Source organism: Ruegeria sp. C10, assembly GCF_056537805.1.
Map to the genome: position 1 here is coordinate 952,337 of NZ_JBQFSC010000001.1, position 24,218 is coordinate 976,554.

Consider the following 24,218-nt stretch of genomic DNA (forward strand, 5'->3'; position numbering starts at 1 on the left):
ACTTAGTGGAGAAGGGGGCGAGCTTCGCCATCTACTCGTCGGTTAGCTGATAGAGGTCTCTTATGTCACCGCACCGCTTTAGGAGCCGTGAACCATACAGCAAGCGAAAATCAAGGCATACTGACCCTAAAATAGTAACATTTGAAGACGGTCGCGCTTCGTCTGCGTTTGCAAAACAAGTCTGCTGCATTTGCAGCAATGTCAGTTTCAAGGTCGAGATTATGAAAAACTAAACTGACGATGCCTTCAGCACTGCGAGATCAGGGCGTAGATAGGCCTCAGGGTAAGACATTGGTTTAGATGGCCCTCGGGGAACAACGCCATTCCAACTGCGCCCGAAATATCCCTGGCGGCAATGCACAAGGGATCCGGAGTTTGCAACGCCAGGCAGTGCATACACACGGCATAGCCAACGCCATAAGTATGGGTAGTCCAATATCCGCGCTCCGTTAAGCTTCATCCGCACATAGTAGACGGGATCATGGCGATAAAGCGTAGGGAACAGGCGCAGATCGGCCTCTGTGAAGTGAATGCCGGTTAAAAAAGGCCTGCCATCAGAAAGGAGCTGCTCCAATTGTTCAAGTGCCTCGAAATAGGCGTCAAATGCTGCCGTATAGATCGTTTGATCGGACGAAAATCCGGCCTTGTAGGCGCCGTTGTTGATCGCAGTGTAGATCAAGTCATTCAAGTTATGGATGTGTTGGCGCAGTGCTTCGTCGTCCGGGTAAAGCCTCACGCGCCTCTTTGCTGGGATGGTGCCGCCAAGGGACTCTGCAGAGGCATCCAACATGCGGATAATTTCGGCGCTTTCGTTGCTCACGATTTGGCCTGATTTCTTATCATAAAGGATCGGCAGGGATTGTTCTTCGGAGCCTTCGGCACGGTAAATATCTTTGGCAAGGCGCAGTCCTCTGCCAGTTCCGGTCTCTCCGGTGCACTCTGGCAAGGTCTCGCTTGTGAGCGAAGCAATGCGGTTGGGTGCGAACTCCCACAGGTTCGGTCCTTCTGGATCGTCTTTGCCAGTGCGGTTGGGAAATGCCACATCCATCGTGACGCCGTCCTGCAACCCCAGAACACTGCGCGCCAAGGTCACGCGATGACACCACGGGCAATTCAGCGCCACAAACAGGTGATATCGGTTGGGTTCTGCAGGAAAATCCGGATCGCCAACGGAGTGGCGAAAGCCGCTGACGCCGCGCACAAATTCACCCCGTGCGCGGCGCTCAGTGATGGCAGTCTGGTCTTCTTCAGTAGATGTGTCGGTCATGACGTCAGCATCATCCTCTGAGTCTGTGATGCAAGATAATTGGTACGGCCAATTCTTCTTCATCACTCAAGTGGCGTTCCAGAAACGCTTTGATCGCTTCGCTTGTCGCATGGAGCTGCCCGGTCTCATCATAGGCTTGGGCCTCATCCAGAGCAGACAGTTTGATCACACGGTTCGCTGCGCGGGTGAAATCATCCAACACCTTGTTCAGATCGGCGTGATCCTGTTCCAGAAGCTCAAGCCCCGCATCAAATCGCGGGTCTGCAGTCGACAATTCAGGGAAATAGCTACGATCTTCCCAGCCGTGATGACCATGCAGGCTCCCGACCAGGTTGCCGCCATAGTGGGACAGCCGCCCAGCATAATCGTCCAACCCCAAATCGTTGTTCAACACATTTTCCGTGTCCAATCGAATACGTTCCGCCAAGTGGTGGAACATCAGGTGTGCGCCGAGCCAATGCTTGGTTTTTTCTTTGAACCCAGGGTGCGCATCCCAGCTGTCGCGCGGGTATTTTTCCAAGAGAAACCGCATCTCTTTCGGCATATCGTCTTGGCGGATAGTGTATTTATCGAGCATCGGTCGTCTCCTTTCGTGACATAGGTGGGAAATCGGATCAGTCTCACCAGTAGCGCAAAACGCACAGTGACTATGCGTCAGCGAACCCCCGCAAAGTGCATGCCGCCTTGATCAGCGATCGCGTATTTAAGTTGGTGATGTCACGTTGCGTGAAGTCAGACAGGCTGTCTTGGCCGCAAACGCCAGCGTAGACCTGCATAAATTGAGCGGTTATACCAGAGTTTCGCGCGAACCGTTCCGCACCGACCTTCAATTCAAACACTGGGTTGTAATGCACGCTCTAGTGCGCGCTTCTCCGTTGGCCATTCAGATTAGAAGTGCGGGGCAAAAAAAACGCACCCCGCACCAGCTTCTAACGACCGCCCGCTTTCCCGGGCATGTTCATCCTCTTGGCCGTTCGTCGTGGCATTTTCATGCGCAGGTCACGCGGCGGTTTGGCTTTGGTCTTCACACGATTCGCAGATTTCGATGTGTCCTCCGCAGCAGGAAGGGTTCGCACAAGGGCGATTTTTGGTGGCTTAAAGGGCATATTGCACCTCATGACAAAAAGAAGGTTAAGTCGCGCAGATGCACGACTACGAATGCCCACAAGGGGCTAGCGTCGTGTGTCCATTGTCAGAGTCCTCCGCAGGAGTGTTTCGGTGCGCATTCTGCCATTTAGGTCAGCGCGCGGCGGGATCAGAAAGTATGCTGGTCCATTGTCAGAATATCCTTTGCGAGTGTTGGGAGCGTCTCAGACAACCGAGTATCTGTCAAACCTGTTCAACGAACAGCGACATTTGTCGCCTCGCTTCCGAGCGCGGCCCTGAACTGCGGTTGGTCGATCGGTATCATTGCAATTGCGCGTGGCATCAGAGAAGAAAATTTCTGCTCAACCAAAACAGACTGCAGTCCTGCATCAAGAACCTTGAGACTACCCCAATTGTTCATGCGGGCATTTCTTAGGCTTATTGCTGATCAATTTCGAATGCTCGGCGATCAAGTCAGCCAACTCTGGCCGGCATGAACCGCAGTTCGTTCCCGCATTAAGGGCGTCTCCGATATCGTCCATATTGATCAAACGCTTGTCGTGAATGGCGCGGATAAGGGTTTTTAATCCGACCTCGAAACACGAACAGACGATTGGCCCGCAGTCCTCAGAACCAACAGATGACTGGCCAGACAGAATCTGCTGAGGCGTTACCTCAGGCAAAGTTGCCAAATAGTCTCGCATCAGGGTGATAGGTCGGCGCGAGACGAAGAGCACTGCCAGAATGCGCTGACCGTCTGACAGCGCAATTCTATAAGAGCCGCGTTTGGGATCTTCTACCGAAGTCGCCATCGCATCCGGTAAACCAAACCAAACGCGAGCAGTCCTTTCCCAGTCTTCAATAATCTGGTTCCCTGCCAACTCCATCCTATAGCCGTTGTTTGTTCTGGCTGTCGCCGAATATTCTGCTTCAGGGAACGCTGCATCGGCTGAAACGGCGAAACCGTACCATGCTGCTCTCATACGTCGAACAGATACCGCTGTTGATTTGCTTTCCGGCTGACCAGAAATCGGGTCAGTTACACTAGGAATTATCTCGTTTACACGGGCCGACGGTGCCGTTTCTCCGGTCCAGTGAATGGGCGCAAACACATTGCCACGCGCAATAGATTCCGTAATGCGAAGTCGAAATATGCCGCTGCCGACTGAACTACTAACTTCGACCAAATCGGCAGGACCAAGCCCCTGTTGATCAACGTCCTTCGGGTTCATTTCCAAATAGGGCTCGGCAAGGTGGGCCGATAAACGAGGCGACAATCCGGATCGGGTCATGGTGTGCCACTGATCCCGATTTCTCCCTGTGTTCAACATGAAAGGGTAGCGTTCTGATGGCTCTGCCTTGGGCGTTCGATGGGTGACCGGCACAAACCGCGCCTTGCCATCAGGATGAAAAAACTGCCCGTCTCCGAAGAAACGACCGTCAGTTTTCCGCGATGCCGTGGGCCATCGTGTCGGGCACATCGCATCATAATCTTCGTCGTTGATGTCCGAAAAGCCAGCAATCTCAAAGTCTTTGCCAAATGAGACGGCAAGCGAGGACATGTTCGCATATTCCCTAAAAATCTGCGCCGCAGACTCATAGCTGAAGGCCTCGGCCCAACCCATGCGGCGGCCAACCTCTGCCAAGATATCCCAATCCGCACGTGCCTGTCCCGGAGGGGTCAGAACGGCGCGTTGCCTGCTGATCATGCGGTCGGAATTGGTTATTGTGCCGCTTTTTTCGCCCCATCCTGCTGCTGGAAGCAATACGTCTGCGAGACGCGCGGTGTCTGTTTGGGCAGTCAGGTCGCTTACAACGGTGAATGGGCAGTTTTTGATCGCCGTCTTGACTCGATCGGCGTCCGGCATCGTTGCCGCTGGATTGGTGTGGATGATCCAAAGTGCTTTGATCTGTCCATCTTTAACGTCGCGAAACATGTCGACAGCTTTGAGCCCTTGCTTTTCTGGCAGGATGGGCGCTTTCCAAAAGTCCCGGACGGCTGCTCTGTGGGCCTCGTTTTCGATATCCAGGTGACACGCAAGCATGTTGGCCAGACCGCCGACTTCTCTACCACCCATGGCGTTTGGTTGACCGGTAACCGAGAACGGGCCCATCCCTGCGCGTCCGATGCGTCCCGTAGCCAGATGGCAGTTCAGGATCGCGTTGACTTTGTCTGTTCCGCTGGAGGATTGGTTTACGCCTTGACTGAAAATCGTAACAACCCGCTCGGTTCCAATCCACAGATCGCAAAACGCTTCGATTTCACCTGGGGTAAGTCCGGTCTCATCCGGATCATCAAGCTGTGCGAGTTCGAGGGCTTCAGTGTACCCTACGCTGCGATCCAGAAAATCCGGTGCCACATGCCCCGATTGGTGAATTCTGGTCAGCAGACGATTGAACAGCGCCACGTCGCTGCCGGGTTGCAACGCCAGGTGAAGATCTGCTTGATCGCAGCTTGCTGTTCGACGTGGATCGACAACCACAATCTTCGTACCGCGCGCCTGACGCGCAGCTATGACGCGTTGATAGAGAACGGGATGACACCATGCGAGGTTTGAGCCAACCAAGACAACCAAATCAGCCTCATCCAGATCCTCATAAGTCCCGGGCACGGTATCTGTGCCAAAGGCGCGTTTGTGTCCGGCCACAGTTGACGCCATACACAGTCGAGAATTGGTGTCGATGTTGGCCGACCCCATAAAACCCTTCATCAGCTTGTTGGCGACGTAATAATCCTCTGTCAGCAATTGCCCCGAGACGTAAAATGCCACGCTGTCCGGTCCATGGTTCTTGATTGCGGCAGAAAACCGATCTGCGACCAGTTGCAGCGCGTTGTCCCAGTTTGTGTCTCGGCCGAAGGCGCGAGGAGCGAGCAACCGATGTTCCAGCCCAACTGTTTCGCCCAAAGCCAATCCTTTCGAGCACAAACGACCATGGTTCGCTGGATGATCCGGATCGCCGCGAACGGTCAAGCCTCCGGCCCCATCAGGCCGCAGAAGCACACCGCAGCCAACCCCGCAATAGGCGCAAGTCGAGCGAACTTCAGGCAGACCACTTCCGTCCATCAGGCGGCGCTCCGCCGGGTAACTGCGCTGTCGTCTAACAGGATACGGTCGTCTTCAATGCGCACGGGATAGATGGTGATGCGGCCATCATCCGCGCCTTGCGCCTCGCCCGTATTCAGGTCAAATACCCAATTGTGCAAAGGACAGGTCACCGACTGCCCGTGCACGATACCCTCAGACAAAGGACCGCCCTTGTGCGGACAGCTGTTAGTCGCAGCATAGACCTCCACCTCGGCAGTACGGAAGACAGCGATGCAGCCGATATGCGTCTTGACCAGACGCGCCCCACGCAAGGGAACCTCGTCGATATGTCCGATGTCGATCCAGCTCATTCTGCGGCCTCCAGTGTGAAATCTGCAATTGGCGCGTAGGTTTGCGCTTTTTCTTTGACGTGTTCGGCCCACGGGTCTTTGCGGTAGATGTTTTGCGACAGTTCGAACCGAGCGACGAGGGCCGCGCGATTTGCAAGGTCGTCCACGACCTGCACCTTGACCCAGTCCATGCCCACCTTACCCAGCCATTTATATAAACGGTCCAGATACTTGCCGCCTTCGCGATAGGCTTGCGTGACGGCCATCACGATCTCGATCGCTTCTTCTTCGGTGGGAATCTGACAGAGTAGCTCGGTCTCTTTGACATCCATCCCTGCGGCCCCGCCGATGCTGATCTGATAGCCAGATTCAACGCAGACCACGCCGATGTCCTTGCAGGTCGCCTCGGCACAGTTTCGAGGGCAGCCAGATACGGCCAGCTTCAGCTTGTGCGGCGTCCACGACCCCCACAGGATTCTTTCAAGCTTTATGCCAAGCCCGGTGCTGTCCTGAGTACCAAACCGGCAATGATCGGTGCCGACGCAGGTTTTGACTGTGCGCAGACCTTTGGAATAGGCGTGGCCAGAGACCAGCCCGGCTTTGTTCAGGTCTGACCACATGGCGGGCAGATCTTCGCCTTTGACGCCCAGCAGATCGATCCGCTGACCGCCCGTGACCTTGACGGTGGGAACATCGTATTTATCCGCCGCATCTGCAATGGCGCGCAGTTCGTCGGGCGTGGTGATCCCGCCCCACATACGCGGTACAACGCTGAACGTGCCATCCTTCTGGATGTTGGCGTGTTTGCGTTCATTGACGAAACGGCTTTGTGGGTCGTCTTGGTATTCCAGCGGCCAGTCGGCCAGCAGGTAGTAGTTGATCGCGGGCCTACAGACATGGCAGCCATTGGGCGTCGTCCAACCCAGTTCCTGCCAGACGGCAGCCTGACTTTTTAACTCCTGCCCTTTGATCAGGCGTCGCACATCTTCATGAGTCAGGTCGGTGCATCCGCAGACCGGCTGCGCGGCAGGCATCTGGAACGCGTCGCCCAGAGTGACCTGCAACAATTGCTCAACCAATCCTGTGCAAGTTCCGCAGGATGCGCTAGCCTTTGTGGTCGTGCGCACCGCGCCCAGATCACCCGCCCCTGCATTGATCGCCTCGACGATGTCACCTTTGCATACGCCGTTGCAGCCGCAAATCTCCGCCTCATGCGGCAATGCTGCAACGGCTGAGAGAGGGTCCGCAGTGTCGCCCCCCTGATATGCGGGTCCGAAGATCAGCGTCTCGCGCATTTCTTCTACGCTGGTGCCGTCTTTGATGAGGCCAAAGAACCAGCTGCCATCAGTAGTGTCACCATACATGACCGCGCCGACCAGCCGGTTCTCTTCAATCACAAGCCGTTTGTAGACCCCGCGCGAGGGGTCGCGGAACACGATATCCTCGCGCCCCGGCCCATCCGCAAAATCCCCTGCACTGAACAGATCGCAGCCGGTGACCTTCAACTTGGTCGAGAGGGTTTTCTGAGCAAACGCAGCCTCTTCACCCAACAAAGCCTGCGCAGCCACTTTTGCCTGATCGTAAAGCGGCGCGACAAGACCGAAGACCGCCCCGTCATGTTCGACGCATTCACCTACCGCAAAGACATCCGAATCCGAAGTCCGCATCTGGTCATCCACATGGATACCGCGCCCGGTGGCCAGCCCAGCCTCTTGCGCCAGAGCTGTGTTGGGGCGGATACCCACGGCCATTACAAGCAGATCACAGGGCAATTCGGTCCCGTCGTCCAGAAGCAGCGCGCGGACCTTTCCGTCCTGTCCGAGGATTTCTTTAGAGTTCGCCTGCAGGCAAATCCTGATGCCTTTGTCTTCCAGCGATTTCTTCAGCAGGTAGCCTGCGGCCTCGTCCAGCTGTCGCTCCATCAGGTGACCCATGATATGCACCACCGTCACGTCAACGCCATGGGCAGCCATACCCGCGGCGGCCTCGAGCCCCAGCAAGCCGCCGCCAATCACGACCACCTTGTTGTCAGGGCCCATGCCCATCATCTGCATGGTGTCTTCCAGATCGCGGTAGGCAATCACACCCTCCAGATCATGCCCTGGCAGAGGGATCATGAACGGGTTAGACCCTGTCGCAATCACCAGCTTGTCATAGGGAACGTGGCCGTTCTGACCTTCGACCACCTTCATCTCGCGGTCGATCTTCGCGACCTTTTCACCAAAGCGGCAGGCAATGCCCCGCGCGGCATACCAGGCGTCGTCATGGGTGACGATCTCTTCATAGGTTTTCTCGCCCGACAGTACCGGGCTGAGCATGATACGGTTGTAGTTCCCGCGCGGCTCGGCATTGAACAGGGTGATGTCGAACGCATCCGGCGCGGCGTCGGTCAGGTGTTCCAACACCCGGCCTGAGGCCATACCCGCGCCTATGACAACAAGTCTTTGCTTCATGATTTCACTCCGCTGCAATCGCCTTGGGGGCGGGTGTTTTTGGCTTGGCGCCATGTTCATATTCTTCGAGGAAATCGAGGACTTCCTGCCGGTAAGCATAGTAATCCGGGTGCTCCAGCAGGGCTTTGCGCGTGCGCGGACGCGGCAGCTCAACCTTGGTGATCTTGCCAATCGTTGCCTGCGGACCGTTGGTCATCATCACCACGCGATCGGCCAGTAAGATCGCCTCATCCACGTCGTGGGTAACGCAGATCGCAGTGACCTTGGTGCGGGACCAGACCTCCATCAGGACTTCCTGTAATTCCCATCGGGTCAGGCTGTCGAGCATCCCAAAGGGCTCGTCCAGCAACAGCAGCTTGGGGGACAGGGCAAAGGCGCGGGCGATACCGACGCGTTGCTTCATGCCGTTCGACAAGTCGGAGGCGGATTTGTCCATCGCGTCAGCCAAACCGACGCGTTCCAGATAGTATTCAACAACATCTTGCCGCTCGGCCATGCTGGCCTTTGGATAGACCTTGTCCACCCCAATCGCGACGTTCTCCTTGGCGGTTAACCATGGGAACAGGTTGGGGGATTGGAACACCACCGCGCGTTCGGGATCGGCCCCTTCGACGTGACGGCCATCCAGCTTGATCGCGCCTTTCGAGATGTCATTGAGCCCAGCCGCCATAGTAAGAACCGTGGACTTGCCACAGCCTGAGTGGCCAATCAGCGAGATGAACTCGCCCTTATCGATCTTCAGTTCGAAATCCTCGACCACGGTCAGAGGGCCTTTGGGCGTCGGATACACCTTGTGAAGCTGCGAGAAGTCGAGGAAGCGGTTGTCGATCAGCCCCTTTTGCGCCTCGGCCACCGCCGTTGGAACACCGTGGATTGGGGTGACATCCGGGAGGATACGCGAGCCTTCGACCTTGGCCTCGATCCCCACATCCATCAGGTATTTGGTGACGTCCGCGCGCAGGCGTTTGAAAGTCTCGTCATTGTTCATGGCTCCACGATCCCGAGGGCGCGGGATTGAGACAGGGAATTCCTGCCCCAGCGTGCCATCCGGGTTCAGGGCAATGATACGGTCGGCCAGTATGATCGCCTCATCAACGTCATTGGTGATGAGGACACAAGTTTTCTTGTCAGCTTCCCAAATATGTTCGATCTCATCGGCCAGATTGGCGCGGGTCAGCGCGTCGAGCGCCGACAGAGGCTCATCCAGCAACAAAACTTCGGGGTTCATCGACAACGCACGCGCCACGTTGACCCGCTGGCGCATCCCACCCGACAGCTCCGCCGGACGGCGTGTGGCGGCATGGCTGAGGCCCACCATCTGTACATAATGCGCGACTTTCTCGGCTTTCTCGGTCTTGCTGAGACCCGGGAAGACCGTATCAACCGCCAGACCCACATTGCCGCTGACCGTCAGCCACGGCATCAGCGAGTAGTTCTGGAAGATCACGCCCCGCTCCGGGCCCGGCCCTTTGATCGGGGTACCTTTGAACGTGACCTCTCCGCTGGTTGGGCTATCCAGCCCGGCCATCAGATTGATCAGGGTCGTCTTGCCAGTGCCCGAGAAGCCAAGGATCACCAGAAACTCACCCTCTTGCACGTTAAGATCGATGCCTTTCAGCACATCCGTGCGCGCGGTACCTTCACCGAAGGATTTCGAGGCGTTCTTGAAACTCAGGATGCTCATCGTACTCACCGGTTGTTTGTGAAGGTAAACAGGGATTGCAGCGCGTACATCACCCGGTCCAGCAGGAAGCCGATGATACCGATGGTGAAGACCGCAACCATGATCTTGGCGAGCGAACTGGAGGAACCGTTCTGGAACTCATCCCAGACGAATTTGCCCAGACCGGGGTTCTGCGCTAGCATTTCCGCCGCAATCAGAACCATCCAGCCGACGCCCAGCGACAGGCGCAGGCCGGTGAAGATCAGAGGCAGGGCCGAGGGCAGCACCAGCTTGGTGATCTTTGTATAAGTATTCATTTTCAAGACTTTGGAGACATTCACCAGGTCCTTGTCGATGGAGGCTACACCCAAAGATGTATTGATCAACGTGGGCCATAGCGAACACAGGGTCACGGTGATGGCCGAGATCAGGAAGGATTTCGCGAACCAGCCGTCATTGGTGACGTAAACGGCCGAGACGATCATGGTGACGATCGGCAACCAGGCCAGAGGCGAGACCGGTTTGAATATCTGGATTAGCGGGTTTAGGGCTGCATTTGCAGTCGGAGACAGGCCAGCTGCGATACCAAGTGGGACCGCGATGACGGTGGCGATCAGAAACCCAAAAAACACTGTTTTGATCGAAGTCCAGATTTGCTGGTAATAGGTCGGAGCACCCGTGAAGGCGACCTCTTTCACTTTCTCCGGCTGGCCAGCGTCAATGAATTTCTGATTGCGCTTCTCGACCATGGCCTCGAACTTCGCGCGTTTGGCCGCTTTGGCCTTGGCATCCTGGTTCAGGCTGACCATCTCTTCCCAAACCTGCGCCGGCCCCGGAACCGCGCCGAGAGAGGTCTGCACCTTGGGGGCCAGCGTTCCCCACAGCAACAAGAAGGCGCAGATCGACAACAGAGGCACGATCAGCAACCGCCATATCTCGGTCATCTGAGCGCGGGGATTGTCTCCGGCAGCAGCTTTCAGGATAGGTGTGGCCCAGCTGAGTCCCAGCACCCGGAACCATTTGTCGGCTGCATTGATGCGGGTGAAAAGGCGAGCGCGACGTTCCTCTCGGGCAGCGTCCGCGTTGAATTCGGGGTCGACCGTTGTCATCTGATGTGTCCTTGCGATGGCGGGGCACTTTGGGGGCTGCGCCCGGCGCGGGCCGGGCGCAGGGTTTGGGGAATTAGCCTTGCACGTCCGAGCCGATGATCTTCTGCTCGCCCTTCAGGCCTATGGACAGGCTTTCGAGATAGGCGTTGGGTGTGCGTCCGTCGTAAGCGATGCCGTCAATGATATCCTCGGCCGGGGTCGGCGCTTTGTAACCATCGCTGTCCCAGGGGAAGTCGGCTTCATTCGCCAGACCTTCGTCGACCAGCAAGCGGGCGGCTTCCAAATAGATCTCGGGTTTGTAGACGGACTTGGCGACCTCGTCATACCAGCTGTCGGGCTTGGACTCGGCAATCTGCCCCCAGCGGCGCATCTGCGTCAGGTACCAAACGGCGTCCGAGTAGAACGGATAGGTCGCGTTGTAGCGGAAAAACACGTTGAAATCGGGGACCTCACGCTTGTCGCCCTTCTCATACTCAAACGTGCCGGTCATCGAGTTGGCGATAACCTCATAATCCGCGCCCACATATTCAGCCCGGCTCAGAATCTCGACGGCTTCAGGGCGGTTGGCATTTTCGTTCTCGTCCAGCCACATCGCCGCGCGTATCAGGGCCTTGGTCACGGCCAGAGTGGTGTTGGGGTACTGTTCTGCGAACTCGGCATTGAGACCAAAGACCTTTTCGGGGTTGTTCTTCCACAGCTCGTAGTCGGTAATAACCGGTACGCCGATACCCTTGAACACAGCCTGCTGATTCCACGGCTCGCCCACGCAATAGCCATAGATCGTGCCGGCCTCCAACGTGGCAGGCATCTGCGGTGGAGGGGTCACCGACAGGAACACATCCGCACCAATCTGACCGGTCACGTTTTCAGGGCTGTAGTAACCCGGATGCAGACCACCGGCGGCCAGCCAATAGCGCAGCTCGTAGTTATGGGTCGAAACCGGGAAGACCATGCCCATGTTAAATGGCTTGCCTTCTGATTTGTACTTCTCGACGACCGGGGCCAGAGCCTCGGCGCTGATCGGATGCTGGGGACGGCCGTCGTCCATCACCGGGATGTTCGGCTTCATCTCTCCCCAAATCTCGTTGGAGACGGTGATGCCGTTGCCGTTCAGGTCCATTGAGAATGGCGTGATGATATGGGCTTCGGTCCCATACCCGATGGTTGCGGCCAATGGTTGTCCGGCCAGCATATGTGCGCCGTCAAGCTGTCCGTCAATCACGCCATCCAACAGCACCTTCCAGTTTGCTTGTGCTTCCAGCGTCACGAACAGGCCTTCGTCCAGAAAGTACCCATTCTCATAGGCGACAGCCAGCGGCGCCATGTCGGTCAGTTTGATAAAGCCAAAGGTCAGCTCGTCTTTTTCCAGTTCCAATTCGGCCAGTGCTGGAGACACAAGCGCCGTCGTCGCGGCGAGGCCTAAAAGAAGCTTTTTCATCTCGATCCCTTTCGGTTCAGCCCAACCCCATGGGCAAACAAAAAAGCCGCCGACACAGCCCGCCGGGAGGAGGTGGCGGATGGTCGAGCGGCTTTGCTCTTCTAAGGTGCCCTGGATTGTGGGCGAATTCCGTCGGTGGGCGTCGTTGCCTTCCGATGTCCCGATTAAGTCAGACGCGCAGTGCGACGTCATCATTTTTTGACATCTTCACTTCGAGAATTCTGCAGCGCAGCAAAAAGAGATGCTGCGCTGCAAAAATTTTGTGCAATCTTACCCTGCGGGCTCGAAAATGCGTCGGTCGAAGAAGACGTTCCGAGACAGAATCAGGCTGCCATTGGCCGAGGCAACTGCCGTCGACTCAGACAAAGCTCCTTCAAGTTTCTCGGATGCGCCGGGTGTCTCCACACCAAGCCCTTGCAACTCGCGACGATAGAGATCACTTCGAAAGACTTTAGCTGCTTGTCGTTCCGCTGTCCCGACGTCCAGCCCGTTTCTTAGCGCCAATTGATGCGCGACCCATTTGGCCTGACTACGCCACGGGAAGGTGGCAGCACCGTCAAAAAACTCGACAAAACCTTCCACACTGCGTTGCTCGCCGCGTGCAGATATGGCGAACTCACCCATTAACGCTCGGTCAATCAGCTCGGGTGAGACATTGAGGTAGGTTTTGCGTGACAGCATCTCGGACGCGGTTGTTCGGCTGTCAGTGTTTGACAGCCAGCGTCCCGCACGCCATACGGTCCGCATGAGACTTCCCAGCAAATGCGGTTCCGTCTCGGCCCAGTCGTTTCTGACTGCCAACACCTTTTCAGGTGCACAAGTCCAGATCGCCTTTCCGGGCAACAGCAGTGCGCCAACACTGTCGTCCACTGCGAAGGAGCCCCAAGGCTCGCCCACGCAAAAGGCATCGATCTCGCCTCCCGCAAGCGCCTGCGCCATGAGTGGCGGCGGGACGGTGCGGATTTCGACCTGTTTTGAGGCCAGTTTGGTTCCCGCAATCCAATAGCGCAGTAGCTCGACATGCATTGAAAATGGGAAAGGCACGCCAAACACCAAGACTTCATCGGCAGCTTTTGCCAGTGCAGCCCCAGCCACAGCGGCATCGGTGAAATCAAAACCATAGCCCTGGTCGATCAGTCGCTCGGCCAATTGCGTTCCAACACCTATAACATTGCCGTTCAAAGACAGGACAGATACCGCAGATAGCGGTGTCGCGATTCCACCAAGACCCAAAGCCATCGCAACGGGGACAGGCGATAGTAGATGCGCCGCGTCCACATGCCCAAAGGCCAGCATATCGCGCAAAGAGGACCACGATGGCGCCGGACGCAGGTCCAGCGAGATGCCTTCAGCATGGTCGAACCCCATTTCGCGCGCAACGATCAACGGGGCCGCGTCGACAAGCGGCATATACGCGACGGGCAGTGTTACGGTTCTCATGACAACAACCCCGAAGCAGTGACCAAGGCTTCGGCCACCTCGGCGACGCGGCGGTTTTGGTTCATCGCGGTTTTTCGGAGTAGCGCATAGGCTTCGTCTTCCGAAATGCCCTTGGCTTTCATCAGCAAACCTTTTGCGCGGTCGATCACTTTACGCTCTTCAAGCGCACGGCGGGTTTCTGCAAGTTCAGTCCGCATCTGGCGCAACACCTGAAACCGAGCGATGGCGGTATCGATAACAGGTTTAATTCGCTCAGCTTGCAATCCATCGACAACATAGGCCGACACACCGGCCTCAACAGCAGCTTTTGCCAATCCGCCTGCGGCGCCTGAGACGAACATAGCCACGGGTCGTTCCAATGGGCCCGAAGCAACGGTAAGTTCTTCCAACATATCTCGAGAGGGGTTGTCGATATCGATCAGGACAATGTCTGGGCTTTGCATTGCAATTTTACGTGCTAACCCAGAGACGTTGCCGATTACAGAAACGTCTACGTCTCCGGCCTCTTTAAGAGCATCTACAATCGCAAAGGCTCGTTCTTGGTTCTGCTCGACTACAACGACAGTTAGATGTTGGTTCATAGGGTCACAAGTGAGGCCAAGGCGCATTGGTAGCAATTCCAGCGCCATTTAATGCTTCATCAGGCTGCCGTTCGCCCAATTTTTCAGCTTGATTTCACACTTAGCGGAATAGCTGCACAGTTTTTCTACATGCCATCAAAGAAATCCGTGATAGCACATCGGATCATTTTTTGGTTTTTCAGTTGCGCTACCAGTTTGCTTGAGGCACCAGATTCCACTTCCATTTGCAGATCAAAACCGAAGGTCCGCTTTGACAACTAATACAATGTGTTCCCGCGCCTGCAGCAAATGACTGCTTTCCGCCGATTCTTTAGAAAAGCAACGTGTTCTGGAGCAGAAGTAACGGCACAGCCAACTCAGCCGCACTTGTTTTTGGGGCTAGTAGGATTTGGACAAGCCAAACGCCTCTGGCGATCAGGGGTAAGACGCTGCCTTCCCCCTCGGGCAACCCTATTAGACAAATCCGTGTCTTCGGCTGCGCTTGCGGGCCGCACCACTATTGTCGAATAACATTGCGTCGCCCCCAAGCGCGTTCGCCACGTGGCAGAGCAGCAGGAACAGGCGCCTCCGGCGTCTGATCTGCAAATCAGCCCTGGTTTTCTCGAAAGGAAGTCAGGATCAACTAAATCGGTCCGGGTTCTGGATGAAGGAAGGGACGCGAAAACGGCAAGGCTCTGTCGCTGCTGGCAGAACTATGTGTCGCCTTACAACAAGGAAATGTGGAACTTCACTGATCGTGGACTCAATCGACAACCAAAACCTCAACAAAGCGGTCGATCACGTCATTCAATTCTGACCCAAACGTCAAGCATTTCTGACCCAATACTAGTAACCGCCATTCAACGACGCTGCTGTTAGTGTCTCAAAAGAGTACAGTTTACCGTCCATCTTTCCGAATAGAATAACCGCTACTCCCGCTTTGAGGTTCCCGAAACCCAGAACTCGTTTCGCCTAGACCTGACCCGCTTGGACATAAAATCGACGAAGAGCCGGACACGCGTGGTGTTTCTAAGATCACGATGCAGCAATAGCCAAATGTTTCGGTACGGTATCGGCTTTTGGAAGGGCGCACGGATCAGATCGGGATGGCGGTCGCCAAGATTGCACGCAAGATAGGCCATGCCAAGACCGGACGCCGCCAATGTGATCAAGGGCACAAGTTCTGAAACACGATGCTTAAGCCGGGCTTTCGGATAGTAACTGTCTTTGATCCATTTGGCTGTAATGGCCTCTTCTGGCTCATGCCAACCGATGAAATGCAACCCCTCGCCGCCATTGTCGCAGATCCGTTCGGCGTAGTCTCGCGTGCAATAGGCTGCTTGAGACATCTGGACCAACTTTCGCCCGACCACATCGTCCGTCACCTCATCCGCGATACGCAGGGAGATGTCAGCCTCTCGTCGCATCAGGTCTCGGATGTCGTTGGTGAAGTTCAAGCTCAGGATGATGTCTGGGTAAAAATCTGCGAAGGCGGCAAAATCATCCATCAACGATGTCATTGCCAATCCATGGGGAAGAGTAACGTAGACCGTGCCCGAGGGTTGCGCATCTCTGCCAACAATGACGCGAGACGCAGCGGTCATTTCAGCTTCTACCCGTTCGGCGTGAGGCATCAGATCTTCGCCGAGCTGAGTCAGGGCGAGGCCGGTTTTTGAGCGATCAAACAACCGGCTGCCGACGCGTTCTTCCATGACTGAAATCCTGCGCGTCAGCGTGGTGTGGTTCACCTGAATACTGTCAGCTGCCCCCCGAAGAGTTCCGGTTCGGGCAACCGCCAGAAAGTACTTCAGATCGTCCCAGTTCAGGGAATGGCTTTCCTTGATCGACATACATCTTGTGTTTCATTTTTGAAGCACTGTGTCCAGAAATACCTATCTACAGATCATTTATTGGCCATCCTACCTTGGGCGCATCAATCGCAAACCCAAGGACCATACCCCATGAACCAAATACAATCTGTATTGATCACAGGCGCAAATGCCGGACTGGGCCGCGAGGCGGCCCGACAGCTTGCACTGCAAAAGGGCATATCCAAAGTTTATCTGGCTTGCCGCAACCCAACGAAGGCGGAAGCCGCAATTGCAGCGTTGGAACGTGAGACCAGGCGTAAAATCTTTGAAATCGTCCTGATGGACGTGACCGATCCGGCTTCGGTTCGCGCCGCTGTAGCCGAACTTTCCACCCCAATCGACGCCGTAATCCTGAATGCAGGCGGCACGGGTGGACGGCATCCGAACAGCCTCACCAGCGATGGCGTGACCAACATCTTCGCCACCAATGTTCTCGGCCACGTGGTGTTGGTAGACGCATTATTGGAGCGTCAGTTGGTAACGTCCACAATTCTGTATGCCGGATCCGAAGCCGCACGCGGCATTCCCAAAATGGGTATGCGCCGCCCGGACTTGTCCGATGGAACAGTCGACGAATTCAAATCAATCGCTGATGGCAGCAAGTTCGGCCCCGAGGGCGATCCGATGCAGACCTACGGCTACGCCAAGCTCACCGCGACCCTGTGGATGGGAGCGATGGCACGTCAGCACCCCCATATTCGCTTTGTCACAATGAGCCCGGGTGGTACCGCAGGTACCGCTGGCTTTGACGACCTGCCGTTTATAAAACGTATTGTCTTCAAACATATTGGCGGCGTTCTGATGCCCATATTCGGGATGATGCACGGCGTTGAGGCTGGGGCAAAACGGTATCTGGACGGTTTGCTGAACCCGGAATTCAAGACTGGCCACTTCTACGCCAGTCAAACCGGCTATCCCACCGGAGCAGTCGTGGATCAAGCTAGCATCGACGGGGCTCTGTCAGACGTCACCACTCAGGATAACGCGAACCAGGCACTACGTCAGTTCGCCTGAAGCAAAGGAGAAATGAAATGGAAACCATACTGAACATCTTGGTCATCCTTGCAACTCTTATGCTGTCTAGTCTCGGCCTCATGTCAATGTTTGCACCCCGGCGCATGATAGCCAACTTTGCTATCGAGCCGGTCGGCACCACTGGACTCAGCACGATCCGTTCGGTGATCGGCGGGCTGTTTCTGGCCTCAGTGGCTTTGCTGGTGATCGGTCTGACCACTGGGCAGACACTGGGATATGTGGCTGTTGCAATCCTGATGGCGGTTGTTGCTGTCGGACGTATTGTGGGAATTCTTGCGGATGGGTTTGACAAGGCAGTTCTGCCACCGTTGGTCGTTGAACTTGTGATCATCGCGGTTTTGCTGTCAGCCTACTACCAGCTCTCCTACTAATCGCCTTCGAAATAGATGGATGGTGGCGAGAGTGAAGTGGCCGCCGTCCAATCAGCCCATCATTATTCGCACCAGCTAGCATTCGAACAGTTTCCGCTTTGTCCCGTATAGCGACCGGATCAGATCACGGGACCGAACATTCCGGATATCCAAATCTGTCATTCGTGAGGGGCACAAAGAATGTCAGCGACGAGCCCTAAGAAATGAATTCCGTGAACTGCTCGAACTGATAGTTCGATTTGACATGCAACATTATTGTTGCATGATGAAGCATGAGCGTTCATTTTGATCCGCAACTAAGCATTCTTTTCAACGCCCTTGGCGACACCACGCGGTTGTTGATCCTTGAAGAGCTGAGAAAGCGTCACGACCAGACGCTTTTCGAACTTTGTGCTCGTTTGTTGGAAGAGCATTCAGTCACAATTTCCAGACAAGGCATAACTCGACATCTGAATACGCTTGAGCAGGCAGGTCTGATCACCACGACTTGGCGGGGGCGCACAAAAATTCACACCCTGGTGGCCGCGCCGATCGCGGGTGCGATCAATCCCTGGGTGGACCTATATTCCCAAGGAGACGCACTATGAAAATGTACATGATGAGTATTTCTGTGGACGATCAATCTAAGGCTCTGGATTTTTACACCAACAAACTTGGGTTTGTTGTGAAGCACGATATTCCACCCGGCCAGCACCGCTGGTTAACACTGGTATCAGCGGAGGAAGCCGAAGGAGTGGAGTTAGGCTTAGAGCCGAATGTGCATCCGGCGAGCCGTGCCTATCAGGAAGCACTTGTGGCTGATGGCATTCCCGTTTCGGCATTCAGTGTTGACGACATTGACGCAGAGGTTGCCAAGCTCGAGGCGGCAGGGGTGGAATTTATTCAACCCCCAGTGAAGGCAGGTGGCGCGACAATGGCAGTGTTCGACGACACCTGTGGAAACCTTATTCAGCTAGTTGAGTTGCATGTCTGACCGTCAAGAATAGCAATCCCGTCAGTTAGACGACGTGGGTATGCAAGACATCGATGTCAGCTTTAGTGATGGAACACTGGGGCACGTCACACAACCCATCAACTCAGACCTCCCAGCTGAAACCAGTCGCCTTTTCGGATACGTTCCATAGCTGAACCATCACATCCTTCTCATATGCATGCGGGTTCAATGTACCCTTGCCGACCGGGCCAACAGCTTCTAAGCGGCCTGTTGGTCCGTAGAGTGCGCGTTGTTCGGTCAAAGTCTCTTCGATGGCGCACATGACTTCGGGATAGGACCCTTGCTCGGCTGTTTGAACCATAGGTGTCTTGGTCATCAGCCACCAGATGAACCGCATCGTCCGGCTGCCACTTGTGCTGATCAGTGACGTTGCCGAAGAGCCGGGATGGCAAACATAGACTTCGACCTCGGTGCGCCCTGCGGCGGCAAGCCTGTCCTGTAATTCATAAGCGAACATCATTTGCGCCAGCTTGCTTTGCGAGTAGGCGGTATTCGGCCCGTAACCCTCTTCCCAGTTCATGTCGTCGAACTTGATCGTCTTCAGGCCCATGTTGTAGCCAAGACTGGCGACAACAACGATCCGACCTTTCGAGGCTTCGATCCGCTCAAACAGTAGACCACAGAGCAGGAAGTGACCGTAATGGTTGGTACCGAGCTGACTCTCGAACCCATCCTCTGTCAGCTTGCGGGTTGGCACCTGCGCGATGGCAGCATTGCAGATGAGCGCATCAATCCGGGGAACAGAATTCAGAACTTCTTCCGCAGCTTCGCGTACGCTTGTCAGCGAGGCCAGATCCATGCGAATGAAGCTCACTTCCGCCTCGCTGCCGAACTCAGTTTTCAGGTCCTCAACAGCTGCCTGAGACTTCTCAACCGAGCGGTTCAACATTACGACCTTGGCGTTCTTTTTTAGGAGCGTCCGCGCGGCCTGGAACCCGGCACCGGCGTTGGCACCCGTGATGAGGTAGGTCTTGCCGGAGAGGTCGCCGAGGCGCTCAGGCATCCAGCCTTTGGGTCCAAAGGTGGTATCGCGCATCTTTTGTCTCCTAACTGCGTCAGCGCAGGGATCGAGTGAAGAGTGTGTTAACTTGGAAATGCATATAACTCTCACCAAAGCACAGAAACAGGCGAGATCATCGCGAATACTTGCCCGATTACATCAAGGTAGTTGCCAGCATCGATCTGGAGCCATTACATCTCTGTTATGAGCAAGGATCAGATTAAACAAATCATCGCTAACCGAACCGAAACAGACGGCCTGACCGAGACAGGCATCAAGGGCGTGCGGCTATTTCGCGCCACGCAATCAATCCCCTGTGTTCCAGCCGTTTACGAGCCCTGCATCGTGGCCATTGTGAGTGGTGTGAAGGAAGCCGTTCTGGATGGCCGAAGATACGAATATGACAACAGTCAATACCTCTGCTGCCCAATGTCGATGCCGGTCAAGGCGGGGACGCCTTTGGCCTCGCATGACAACCCTCTCTACGGGGTTATGATCTCTCTTGAGCAACGCGCCATGGCCGAGTTGGCAATGGAGATGGAAAATGCCGGGGGCGTTCTGCCTTCGGTCAAAGGAGATCTGCGGGAGCCAGGAATTAGGTTTGCACGATGGGACGATGGATTCACTGAAGCTCTGCTGCGGCTACTGCAGCTCGGAAACAGCGAGACGGATACAGCAGTTCTTGGCGAGGCGCGATTACGTGAGGTGCTCTATGCGATTCTGAGGGGAGAAGCTGGCACCTTCGCCCGGCAGGCATTCGGTGCTGGCAACGCCATCGCACGTTCAATTGCGCATGTGTCGTCACACTTGGATGCGCCGGTCTCGATTGACGATATGGCAAGCCGAGCGGGCATGAGCCGGGCCGTCTTCCATCGTAAATTCAAGCAAGTCACGACGATGGCACCAATCCAATTCGTTAAGTCGATGCGCCTCAACAACGCCGCCATGAAGATCGCGGGCGGGATGCCCGTGAACGAAGCCGCAATGGACGTTGGTTACGTCAGCCCGTCCCAGTTCAGTCGCGAGTTCAGGCGCATGTATGGGCAATCGCCGAGGCAATGGGGTAACGCACAGAAACTTCCGGTCAGTGTTGCTCAACGCTGACTTTCGAAGGGAAGGCAGACGTTGGCGCAGCTTCGGCGAAAGCTTCATTCGTCCCGTGAGGAGGCAGCCTTTCGAACTTGTTCCACAGAACGGCCATCACTCAACCAGAGATCGCTTGACATAAAACCGCTTCAGCAATGTTCGCGGTTTATTATGGCGCTGCAATTCGAGCGATGGTTGCAAAAAATCAGTCAAACTGGAAACTCTGCTGGTTTCAGCGCCAAGCTTTATCGCAACTAACTTCATGGAGTCGCCTGGCGCTCTTTTTCTGGCCAGAATTCATCCACCACGACATATGCGATAATTACAAAGAAAGCGGCGCTGGCGACTTGCAATACACGAGTGATGCTCTTGACGTCAGCCTCGTCTGAAAACGGCGCAACCGAGCCGCCATATACAATCAGAGCTGTTGTAATCGCGGAACCGGCGGCGGCGGCGAGAGGGAATTCTGACTTTCCAAGTGCTCCGAGTGTTAGGCAAAAGAAATAACACAGCAGAATGGGGGTTAGAATAACCGGAGCTATTACATTTATTTCATAGCATATGATGGAGACTGCCGCCCCAAGTAGATTTGCCGTCAGCATTGCTTTTGCAACTGTTTTGCCTGCAGCAGGCATTGCCGCAAGTTGCTGGCTCAGCAGGGCGACAAAAACCAGAACCAACAAAGCAGAAGCGCCGGAAATAAAGAACGCCATAGAAAAGGGCACTGTGACAAGAGACATCCTGACTATTCGGCGATGTGAGTCGAAGTCCGGCGATGCTGCAGCTTTCTTTTGAGGTGCCGTTTGAGGTGCAGCGGGTATCAACACGAACATCAGCGTCGATACGAAGCCAGCAAATAGCAGGTTCAACGGGATCCAATACACAAGCACCAAAGCCAGATCCTGTGATTGCAGCACCAAATTCGGAATCATCAACGCCCCCATGAGAGCAATGACACCCGGCAATACTCCGGCACCGGAAACTGACCAAATGAAAGACAGGATTATTCCAATGGCCACCAGAATGAGAAACACAAGAGGATAAGGTGAGAAGATTGACGACAAAAGGAACGAAATGAACATCAATCCAATCGAGAAGACAAACAGCTTACCAAATGCTGCCAAAGGTAGTGCCGCAGGTGCTTGAAGGAAAAGGGCAGTAAACACCGCCCCAACAACGGCAAGGGGCCACCCAAGAAATAGGCCCAATGCAAAGACACCGGTAACACCCAGCGCAAGCCGGGTGACAGAGCTTTGATCCTCAGTACGCATAGGAGAAGATTGAAACCACGCGGATGTAGGCGCGGCCTACGAGGTTCAGCAACGAGTTGTCGCTTAGATACATGATCACATCGGCCTGCCCGTTCAGTTGAAAGCGAAGATCGTCTTCGGCACTTCCAGCTTCATAGCCGGGTAAAACAATCCTGACCGGAAACCTTTCAGGCTCCCGCAAAAATCCCTTGGTGCTTGGCGGGCTCGCCAATTGCCCCGGCTCATCACCGCCACTCAAAGAAACAGCAGCACTAAAGCTCTCAATGACGCCCGGAACAATCTTACCAGGATGCATATCCAACACCACATCGACCGGAGACCCTATTGAAGCTCTTCCCAGATTGTTCTCGGTAAAATACGCCTCGATCCAGACGTCGGTTGCATCCAGAAACGTCAAAAGATCCTGACCGGATCGCGCATACGTTCCGGGGGCAATCAGCAGATTAGAAATGACACCCGTCGCCGGAGCACGCAGTTCGGTCCATTCAAGGTTCAGTTCCGCATCCGCCAAGGCCGCCAGTGCGCGCTGGATTTTCGGGTTTTCAATCCCATCGTCACCAAGCCTTTGCTTCGCTTTTTCCAAATCAGCTTTTGCGTTCTCAAAGTTTGCCTCAGATTCTGCCAGTTGTCCTCGTGCATCATCGGCCTTTGAGACGGCAATCAACCCTTTCTTTTCGAGCGCAAATACACGTTCTGTCTGAATGCGCATCGTATCCAGATCGCTCTGCGCCCTTGCGAGTTTGGCTTGTGCCGCACTTACCTCTGCCGAAGACGCACCCACCTCTTGGGTTGCCGCTTCAAGATCAGCTTCCGCCTTTGAACGCTCGATTTCGTAGGGTCTGGAATCTATTCGAACCAGAACATCACCTGCCGAAACGACTTGGCCGTTTTCTACCAAAACTTCCGTTACCGTTCCGGTCACCTGAGGCACGATTTGGGTGGCCACCGCTTTTACTCTGGCGTTCCCGGTAAATGGCGTTTTTCGATCAGCGACCAGATACCAGACAAGAAAAATCAGAATGACAGCCAGGGTTGTCCATATCGTTTTCCTCATTTCGCCGCACCTTCAACAGTGCCCTCGGCTTCGGGTGAGGTATCAATCCAAACCTTGAACAGCTCATAGAAGACAGCAAAGAGAACCGGCCCCATAAAAACGCCGATCAAACCATACGCCATCATACCTCCGAGAACACCGATGAGGATGACCAGCATGGGAGTCTCAAGGCCTTTTGAGATGAACACGGGTCTTAGGAAACTGTCCATTATCATGACGGGAACGGCCAATATGGTGAAGATCAGAGCAGTTCCGCCGGACATAGAACTCCAAGCGTAGATAATAACGGGTATCAGAACCAGTCCGGGCCCGATTTGGATAATCGAGAGTATGAGGCAGACAAATGCCAGCGTGGCGGCCGAAGAAATCCCAAACAACGCCAGCAGTATCCAAACGAAAACAGCCTGAATGGCTGCTACGCCAATCACGCCTTTTGTAACGTTCCGGATCGTTGCGCCTGCCAGTGTCACGAATTCACCGCCGCGTGGTGCAAAGACACGGTTGGCAAAGCGCTGAAGACCCTGGACCAAATTTGGCCCCGGGCTGAACAATGCCCCCATAATCAACACGGACAGAGCTAAGCCAAGAAGCCCGATACCAATGCCCAGCACCTTTCCGAAGAGCGATTTGGTGATCTCAAGGATTTGCGCGCCGTATTTTGCAAGCGCGCCGTCAAGATTGCGCTCAAACATTCCCCAGACATCGGAGATTTTATTTCCAACCAACGGCAATTCCTTGAGGCCCTCGGGCGCAGGGGGGATTTTCAATTCACCCTTGTCTGCTTGTTCCGCGAATTCAGACCCTAGTTCTGCAGCACCAGACACCGCAGTTGCGACTGGCCCCAGGGTCAGAACAAGTCCCAACAGAACGATAATTGTTGTGGCAAGCTTCTTACGTCCTCCCAGCTTGGATTGCAGCCAATCAAATGCTGGGTAGAGCGCGACGCAGAGTATCGTTGCCCAGATAACCACACTTGCAAGCGGAGCCACCATGACCAGGGCGCTGTAGAGGAATAATCCGAGAAAGAGCAATCGTATCGCGAGGTCGACAATCTTCGCGTCCTGGGTCTTTTCCATTCCATCCCTCCACTATCTGTTTTCCAAACAATACACTCAAAAAACGTAATATGTATATTTTTTGAGTT

General features: G+C 55.1%; 20 protein-coding genes. 5 read left to right on the forward strand and 15 right to left on the reverse strand.

Features of this window, described 5'->3' with window-relative positions; genetic code table 11:
• Window positions 1-229: 229 nt before the first annotated feature.
• From ACR0DE_RS04445 to ACR0DE_RS04495, 11 genes are all read right to left on the reverse strand, one after another.
• Window positions 230-1,267, reverse strand: coding sequence for a glutathione S-transferase C-terminal domain-containing protein (locus ACR0DE_RS04445; protein WP_170392825.1), 1,038 nt, complete (start codon window positions 1,265-1,267; stop codon window positions 230-232).
• A gap of 10 nt (window positions 1,268-1,277) precedes the next feature.
• A complete protein-coding gene (locus tag ACR0DE_RS04450) occupies window positions 1,278-1,844 on the reverse strand; it encodes a hemerythrin domain-containing protein (RefSeq protein WP_170392824.1) in 567 nt (188 codons plus the stop codon).
• A gap of 913 nt (window positions 1,845-2,757) precedes the next feature.
• Entirely contained in the window at window positions 2,758-5,418 is a 2,661-nt protein-coding gene (locus ACR0DE_RS04455; RefSeq protein WP_480752048.1) for a molybdopterin-dependent oxidoreductase, read from the reverse strand.
• A complete protein-coding gene (gene nirD / locus ACR0DE_RS04460) occupies window positions 5,418-5,750 on the reverse strand; it encodes a nitrite reductase small subunit NirD (protein WP_170392822.1) in 333 nt (110 codons plus the stop codon). Before nirD ends, ACR0DE_RS04455 begins: the two co-directional genes overlap by 1 nt.
• A complete protein-coding gene (nirB, locus tag ACR0DE_RS04465; RefSeq protein WP_480752050.1) occupies window positions 5,747-8,182 on the reverse strand; it encodes a nitrite reductase large subunit NirB in 2,436 nt (811 codons plus the stop codon). Before nirB ends, nirD begins: the two co-directional genes overlap by 4 nt.
• A gap of 4 nt (window positions 8,183-8,186) precedes the next feature.
• Window positions 8,187-9,866 (reverse strand): ABC transporter ATP-binding protein, encoded by a 1,680-nt coding sequence (locus ACR0DE_RS04470; RefSeq protein ID WP_170424682.1) that lies wholly within the window; start codon window positions 9,864-9,866, stop codon window positions 8,187-8,189.
• Window positions 9,867-9,871: 5 nt separating this feature from the next.
• A complete protein-coding gene (locus ACR0DE_RS04475; protein ID WP_170802140.1) occupies window positions 9,872-10,954 on the reverse strand; it encodes an ABC transporter permease in 1,083 nt (360 codons plus the stop codon).
• A 73-nt stretch (window positions 10,955-11,027) separates the two neighbouring features.
• The gene (locus ACR0DE_RS04480; RefSeq protein WP_480752053.1) at window positions 11,028-12,392 is read right to left on the reverse strand and encodes a CmpA/NrtA family ABC transporter substrate-binding protein; all 1,365 of its coding nucleotides are present in this window, start codon (window positions 12,390-12,392) and stop codon (window positions 11,028-11,030) included.
• 270 nt (window positions 12,393-12,662) lie between these two features.
• A complete protein-coding gene (locus ACR0DE_RS04485) occupies window positions 12,663-13,832 on the reverse strand; it encodes an ABC transporter substrate-binding protein (protein ID WP_170392817.1) in 1,170 nt (389 codons plus the stop codon).
• A complete protein-coding gene (locus ACR0DE_RS04490; protein ID WP_170392816.1) occupies window positions 13,829-14,413 on the reverse strand; it encodes an ANTAR domain-containing protein in 585 nt (194 codons plus the stop codon). Before ACR0DE_RS04490 ends, ACR0DE_RS04485 begins: the two co-directional genes overlap by 4 nt.
• Window positions 14,414-15,321: 908 nt before the next feature.
• Complete coding sequence (locus tag ACR0DE_RS04495; protein WP_170597650.1) at window positions 15,322-16,242, reverse strand: LysR family transcriptional regulator; 921 nt, start codon at window positions 16,240-16,242, stop codon at window positions 15,322-15,324.
• Window positions 16,243-16,353: 111 nt separating this feature from the next.
• Here ACR0DE_RS04495 and ACR0DE_RS04500 point away from each other — a divergent pair, with 111 nt between their 5' ends.
• The 4 genes from ACR0DE_RS04500 to ACR0DE_RS04515 all read left to right on the forward strand — a co-directional run bounded on the left by ACR0DE_RS04500 (window position 16,354) and on the right by ACR0DE_RS04515 (window position 18,642).
• Window positions 16,354-17,277 carry an SDR family NAD(P)-dependent oxidoreductase gene (locus tag ACR0DE_RS04500; protein ID WP_170597648.1) on the forward strand — a complete coding sequence of 308 codons (924 nt, stop codon included), beginning with the start codon at window positions 16,354-16,356 and terminating at the stop codon, window positions 17,275-17,277.
• Window positions 17,278-17,294: 17 nt separating this feature from the next.
• A complete protein-coding gene (locus tag ACR0DE_RS04505; protein WP_170392813.1) occupies window positions 17,295-17,669 on the forward strand; it encodes a DUF4345 family protein in 375 nt (124 codons plus the stop codon).
• Between the two features lie 272 nt (window positions 17,670-17,941).
• On the forward strand, window positions 17,942-18,256 hold the full coding sequence (locus tag ACR0DE_RS04510; protein WP_170567335.1) for a winged helix-turn-helix domain-containing protein: 315 nt from the start codon (window positions 17,942-17,944) through the stop codon (window positions 18,254-18,256).
• Window positions 18,253-18,642, forward strand: coding sequence for a VOC family protein (locus tag ACR0DE_RS04515; RefSeq protein ID WP_480752057.1), 390 nt, complete (start codon window positions 18,253-18,255; stop codon window positions 18,640-18,642). The genes ACR0DE_RS04510 and ACR0DE_RS04515 overlap by 4 nt, the downstream gene beginning before the upstream one ends.
• A gap of 103 nt (window positions 18,643-18,745) precedes the next feature.
• Here the strand turns inward: ACR0DE_RS04515 and ACR0DE_RS04520 are convergent, their stop codons facing one another.
• Window positions 18,746-19,699 carry an SDR family oxidoreductase gene (locus tag ACR0DE_RS04520; protein ID WP_480752059.1) on the reverse strand — a complete coding sequence of 318 codons (954 nt, stop codon included), beginning with the start codon at window positions 19,697-19,699 and terminating at the stop codon, window positions 18,746-18,748.
• Window positions 19,700-19,867: 168 nt separating this feature from the next.
• On the opposite strand from ACR0DE_RS04520, the gene ACR0DE_RS04525 reads away from it, so the two are divergent.
• Window positions 19,868-20,767 (forward strand): AraC family transcriptional regulator, encoded by a 900-nt coding sequence (locus ACR0DE_RS04525; protein ID WP_170565478.1) that lies wholly within the window; start codon window positions 19,868-19,870, stop codon window positions 20,765-20,767.
• Window positions 20,768-21,009: 242 nt separating this feature from the next.
• Here ACR0DE_RS04525 and ACR0DE_RS04530 read toward each other — a convergent pair whose 3' ends face one another.
• Genes ACR0DE_RS04530 through ACR0DE_RS04540 form a run of 3 tightly spaced genes read right to left on the reverse strand, consistent with a single transcriptional unit; the run spans window position 21,010 to window position 24,150 of the window.
• A complete protein-coding gene (locus tag ACR0DE_RS04530; protein ID WP_480752062.1) occupies window positions 21,010-22,020 on the reverse strand; it encodes a DUF2955 domain-containing protein in 1,011 nt (336 codons plus the stop codon).
• Entirely contained in the window at window positions 22,010-23,074 is a 1,065-nt protein-coding gene (locus ACR0DE_RS04535; RefSeq protein ID WP_170403695.1) for an HlyD family secretion protein, read from the reverse strand. Before ACR0DE_RS04535 ends, ACR0DE_RS04530 begins: the two co-directional genes overlap by 11 nt.
• Entirely contained in the window at window positions 23,071-24,150 is a 1,080-nt protein-coding gene (locus ACR0DE_RS04540; RefSeq protein ID WP_170403697.1) for an AI-2E family transporter, read from the reverse strand. The genes ACR0DE_RS04535 and ACR0DE_RS04540 overlap by 4 nt, the downstream gene beginning before the upstream one ends.
• Between the last annotated feature and the right edge of the window lie 68 nt (window positions 24,151-24,218).

What these genes read in the sequence shown, in the direction of transcription:
- ACR0DE_RS04445 (WP_170392825.1), bottom strand. Translation starts at nt 1,267, where the DNA reads ATGACCGACACATCTACTGAAGAAGACCAGACTGCCATCACTGAGCGC.
- ACR0DE_RS04450 (WP_170392824.1), bottom strand. Translation starts at nt 1,844, where the DNA reads ATGCTCGATAAATACACTATCCGCCAAGACGATATGCCGAAAGAGATG.
- ACR0DE_RS04455 (WP_480752048.1), bottom strand. Translation starts at nt 5,418, where the DNA reads ATGGACGGAAGTGGTCTGCCTGAAGTTCGCTCGACTTGCGCCTATTGC.
- nirD (WP_170392822.1), bottom strand. Translation starts at nt 5,750, where the DNA reads ATGAGCTGGATCGACATCGGACATATCGACGAGGTTCCCTTGCGTGGG.
- nirB (WP_480752050.1), bottom strand. Translation starts at nt 8,182, where the DNA reads ATGAAGCAAAGACTTGTTGTCATAGGCGCGGGTATGGCCTCAGGCCGG.
- ACR0DE_RS04470 (WP_170424682.1), bottom strand. Translation starts at nt 9,866, where the DNA reads ATGAGCATCCTGAGTTTCAAGAACGCCTCGAAATCCTTCGGTGAAGGT.
- ACR0DE_RS04475 (WP_170802140.1), bottom strand. Translation starts at nt 10,954, where the DNA reads ATGACAACGGTCGACCCCGAATTCAACGCGGACGCTGCCCGAGAGGAA.
- ACR0DE_RS04480 (WP_480752053.1), bottom strand. Translation starts at nt 12,392, where the DNA reads ATGAAAAAGCTTCTTTTAGGCCTCGCCGCGACGACGGCGCTTGTGTCT.
- ACR0DE_RS04485 (WP_170392817.1), bottom strand. Translation starts at nt 13,832, where the DNA reads ATGAGAACCGTAACACTGCCCGTCGCGTATATGCCGCTTGTCGACGCG.
- ACR0DE_RS04490 (WP_170392816.1), bottom strand. Translation starts at nt 14,413, where the DNA reads ATGAACCAACATCTAACTGTCGTTGTAGTCGAGCAGAACCAAGAACGA.
- ACR0DE_RS04495 (WP_170597650.1), bottom strand. Translation starts at nt 16,242, where the DNA reads ATGTCGATCAAGGAAAGCCATTCCCTGAACTGGGACGATCTGAAGTAC.
- ACR0DE_RS04500 (WP_170597648.1), top strand. Translation starts at nt 16,354, where the DNA reads ATGAACCAAATACAATCTGTATTGATCACAGGCGCAAATGCCGGACTG.
- ACR0DE_RS04505 (WP_170392813.1), top strand. Translation starts at nt 17,295, where the DNA reads ATGGAAACCATACTGAACATCTTGGTCATCCTTGCAACTCTTATGCTG.
- ACR0DE_RS04510 (WP_170567335.1), top strand. Translation starts at nt 17,942, where the DNA reads ATGAGCGTTCATTTTGATCCGCAACTAAGCATTCTTTTCAACGCCCTT.
- ACR0DE_RS04515 (WP_480752057.1), top strand. Translation starts at nt 18,253, where the DNA reads ATGAAAATGTACATGATGAGTATTTCTGTGGACGATCAATCTAAGGCT.
- ACR0DE_RS04520 (WP_480752059.1), bottom strand. Translation starts at nt 19,699, where the DNA reads ATGCGCGATACCACCTTTGGACCCAAAGGCTGGATGCCTGAGCGCCTC.
- ACR0DE_RS04525 (WP_170565478.1), top strand. Translation starts at nt 19,868, where the DNA reads ATGAGCAAGGATCAGATTAAACAAATCATCGCTAACCGAACCGAAACA.
- ACR0DE_RS04530 (WP_480752062.1), bottom strand. Translation starts at nt 22,020, where the DNA reads ATGCGTACTGAGGATCAAAGCTCTGTCACCCGGCTTGCGCTGGGTGTT.
- ACR0DE_RS04535 (WP_170403695.1), bottom strand. Translation starts at nt 23,074, where the DNA reads ATGAGGAAAACGATATGGACAACCCTGGCTGTCATTCTGATTTTTCTT.
- ACR0DE_RS04540 (WP_170403697.1), bottom strand. Translation starts at nt 24,150, where the DNA reads ATGGAAAAGACCCAGGACGCGAAGATTGTCGACCTCGCGATACGATTG.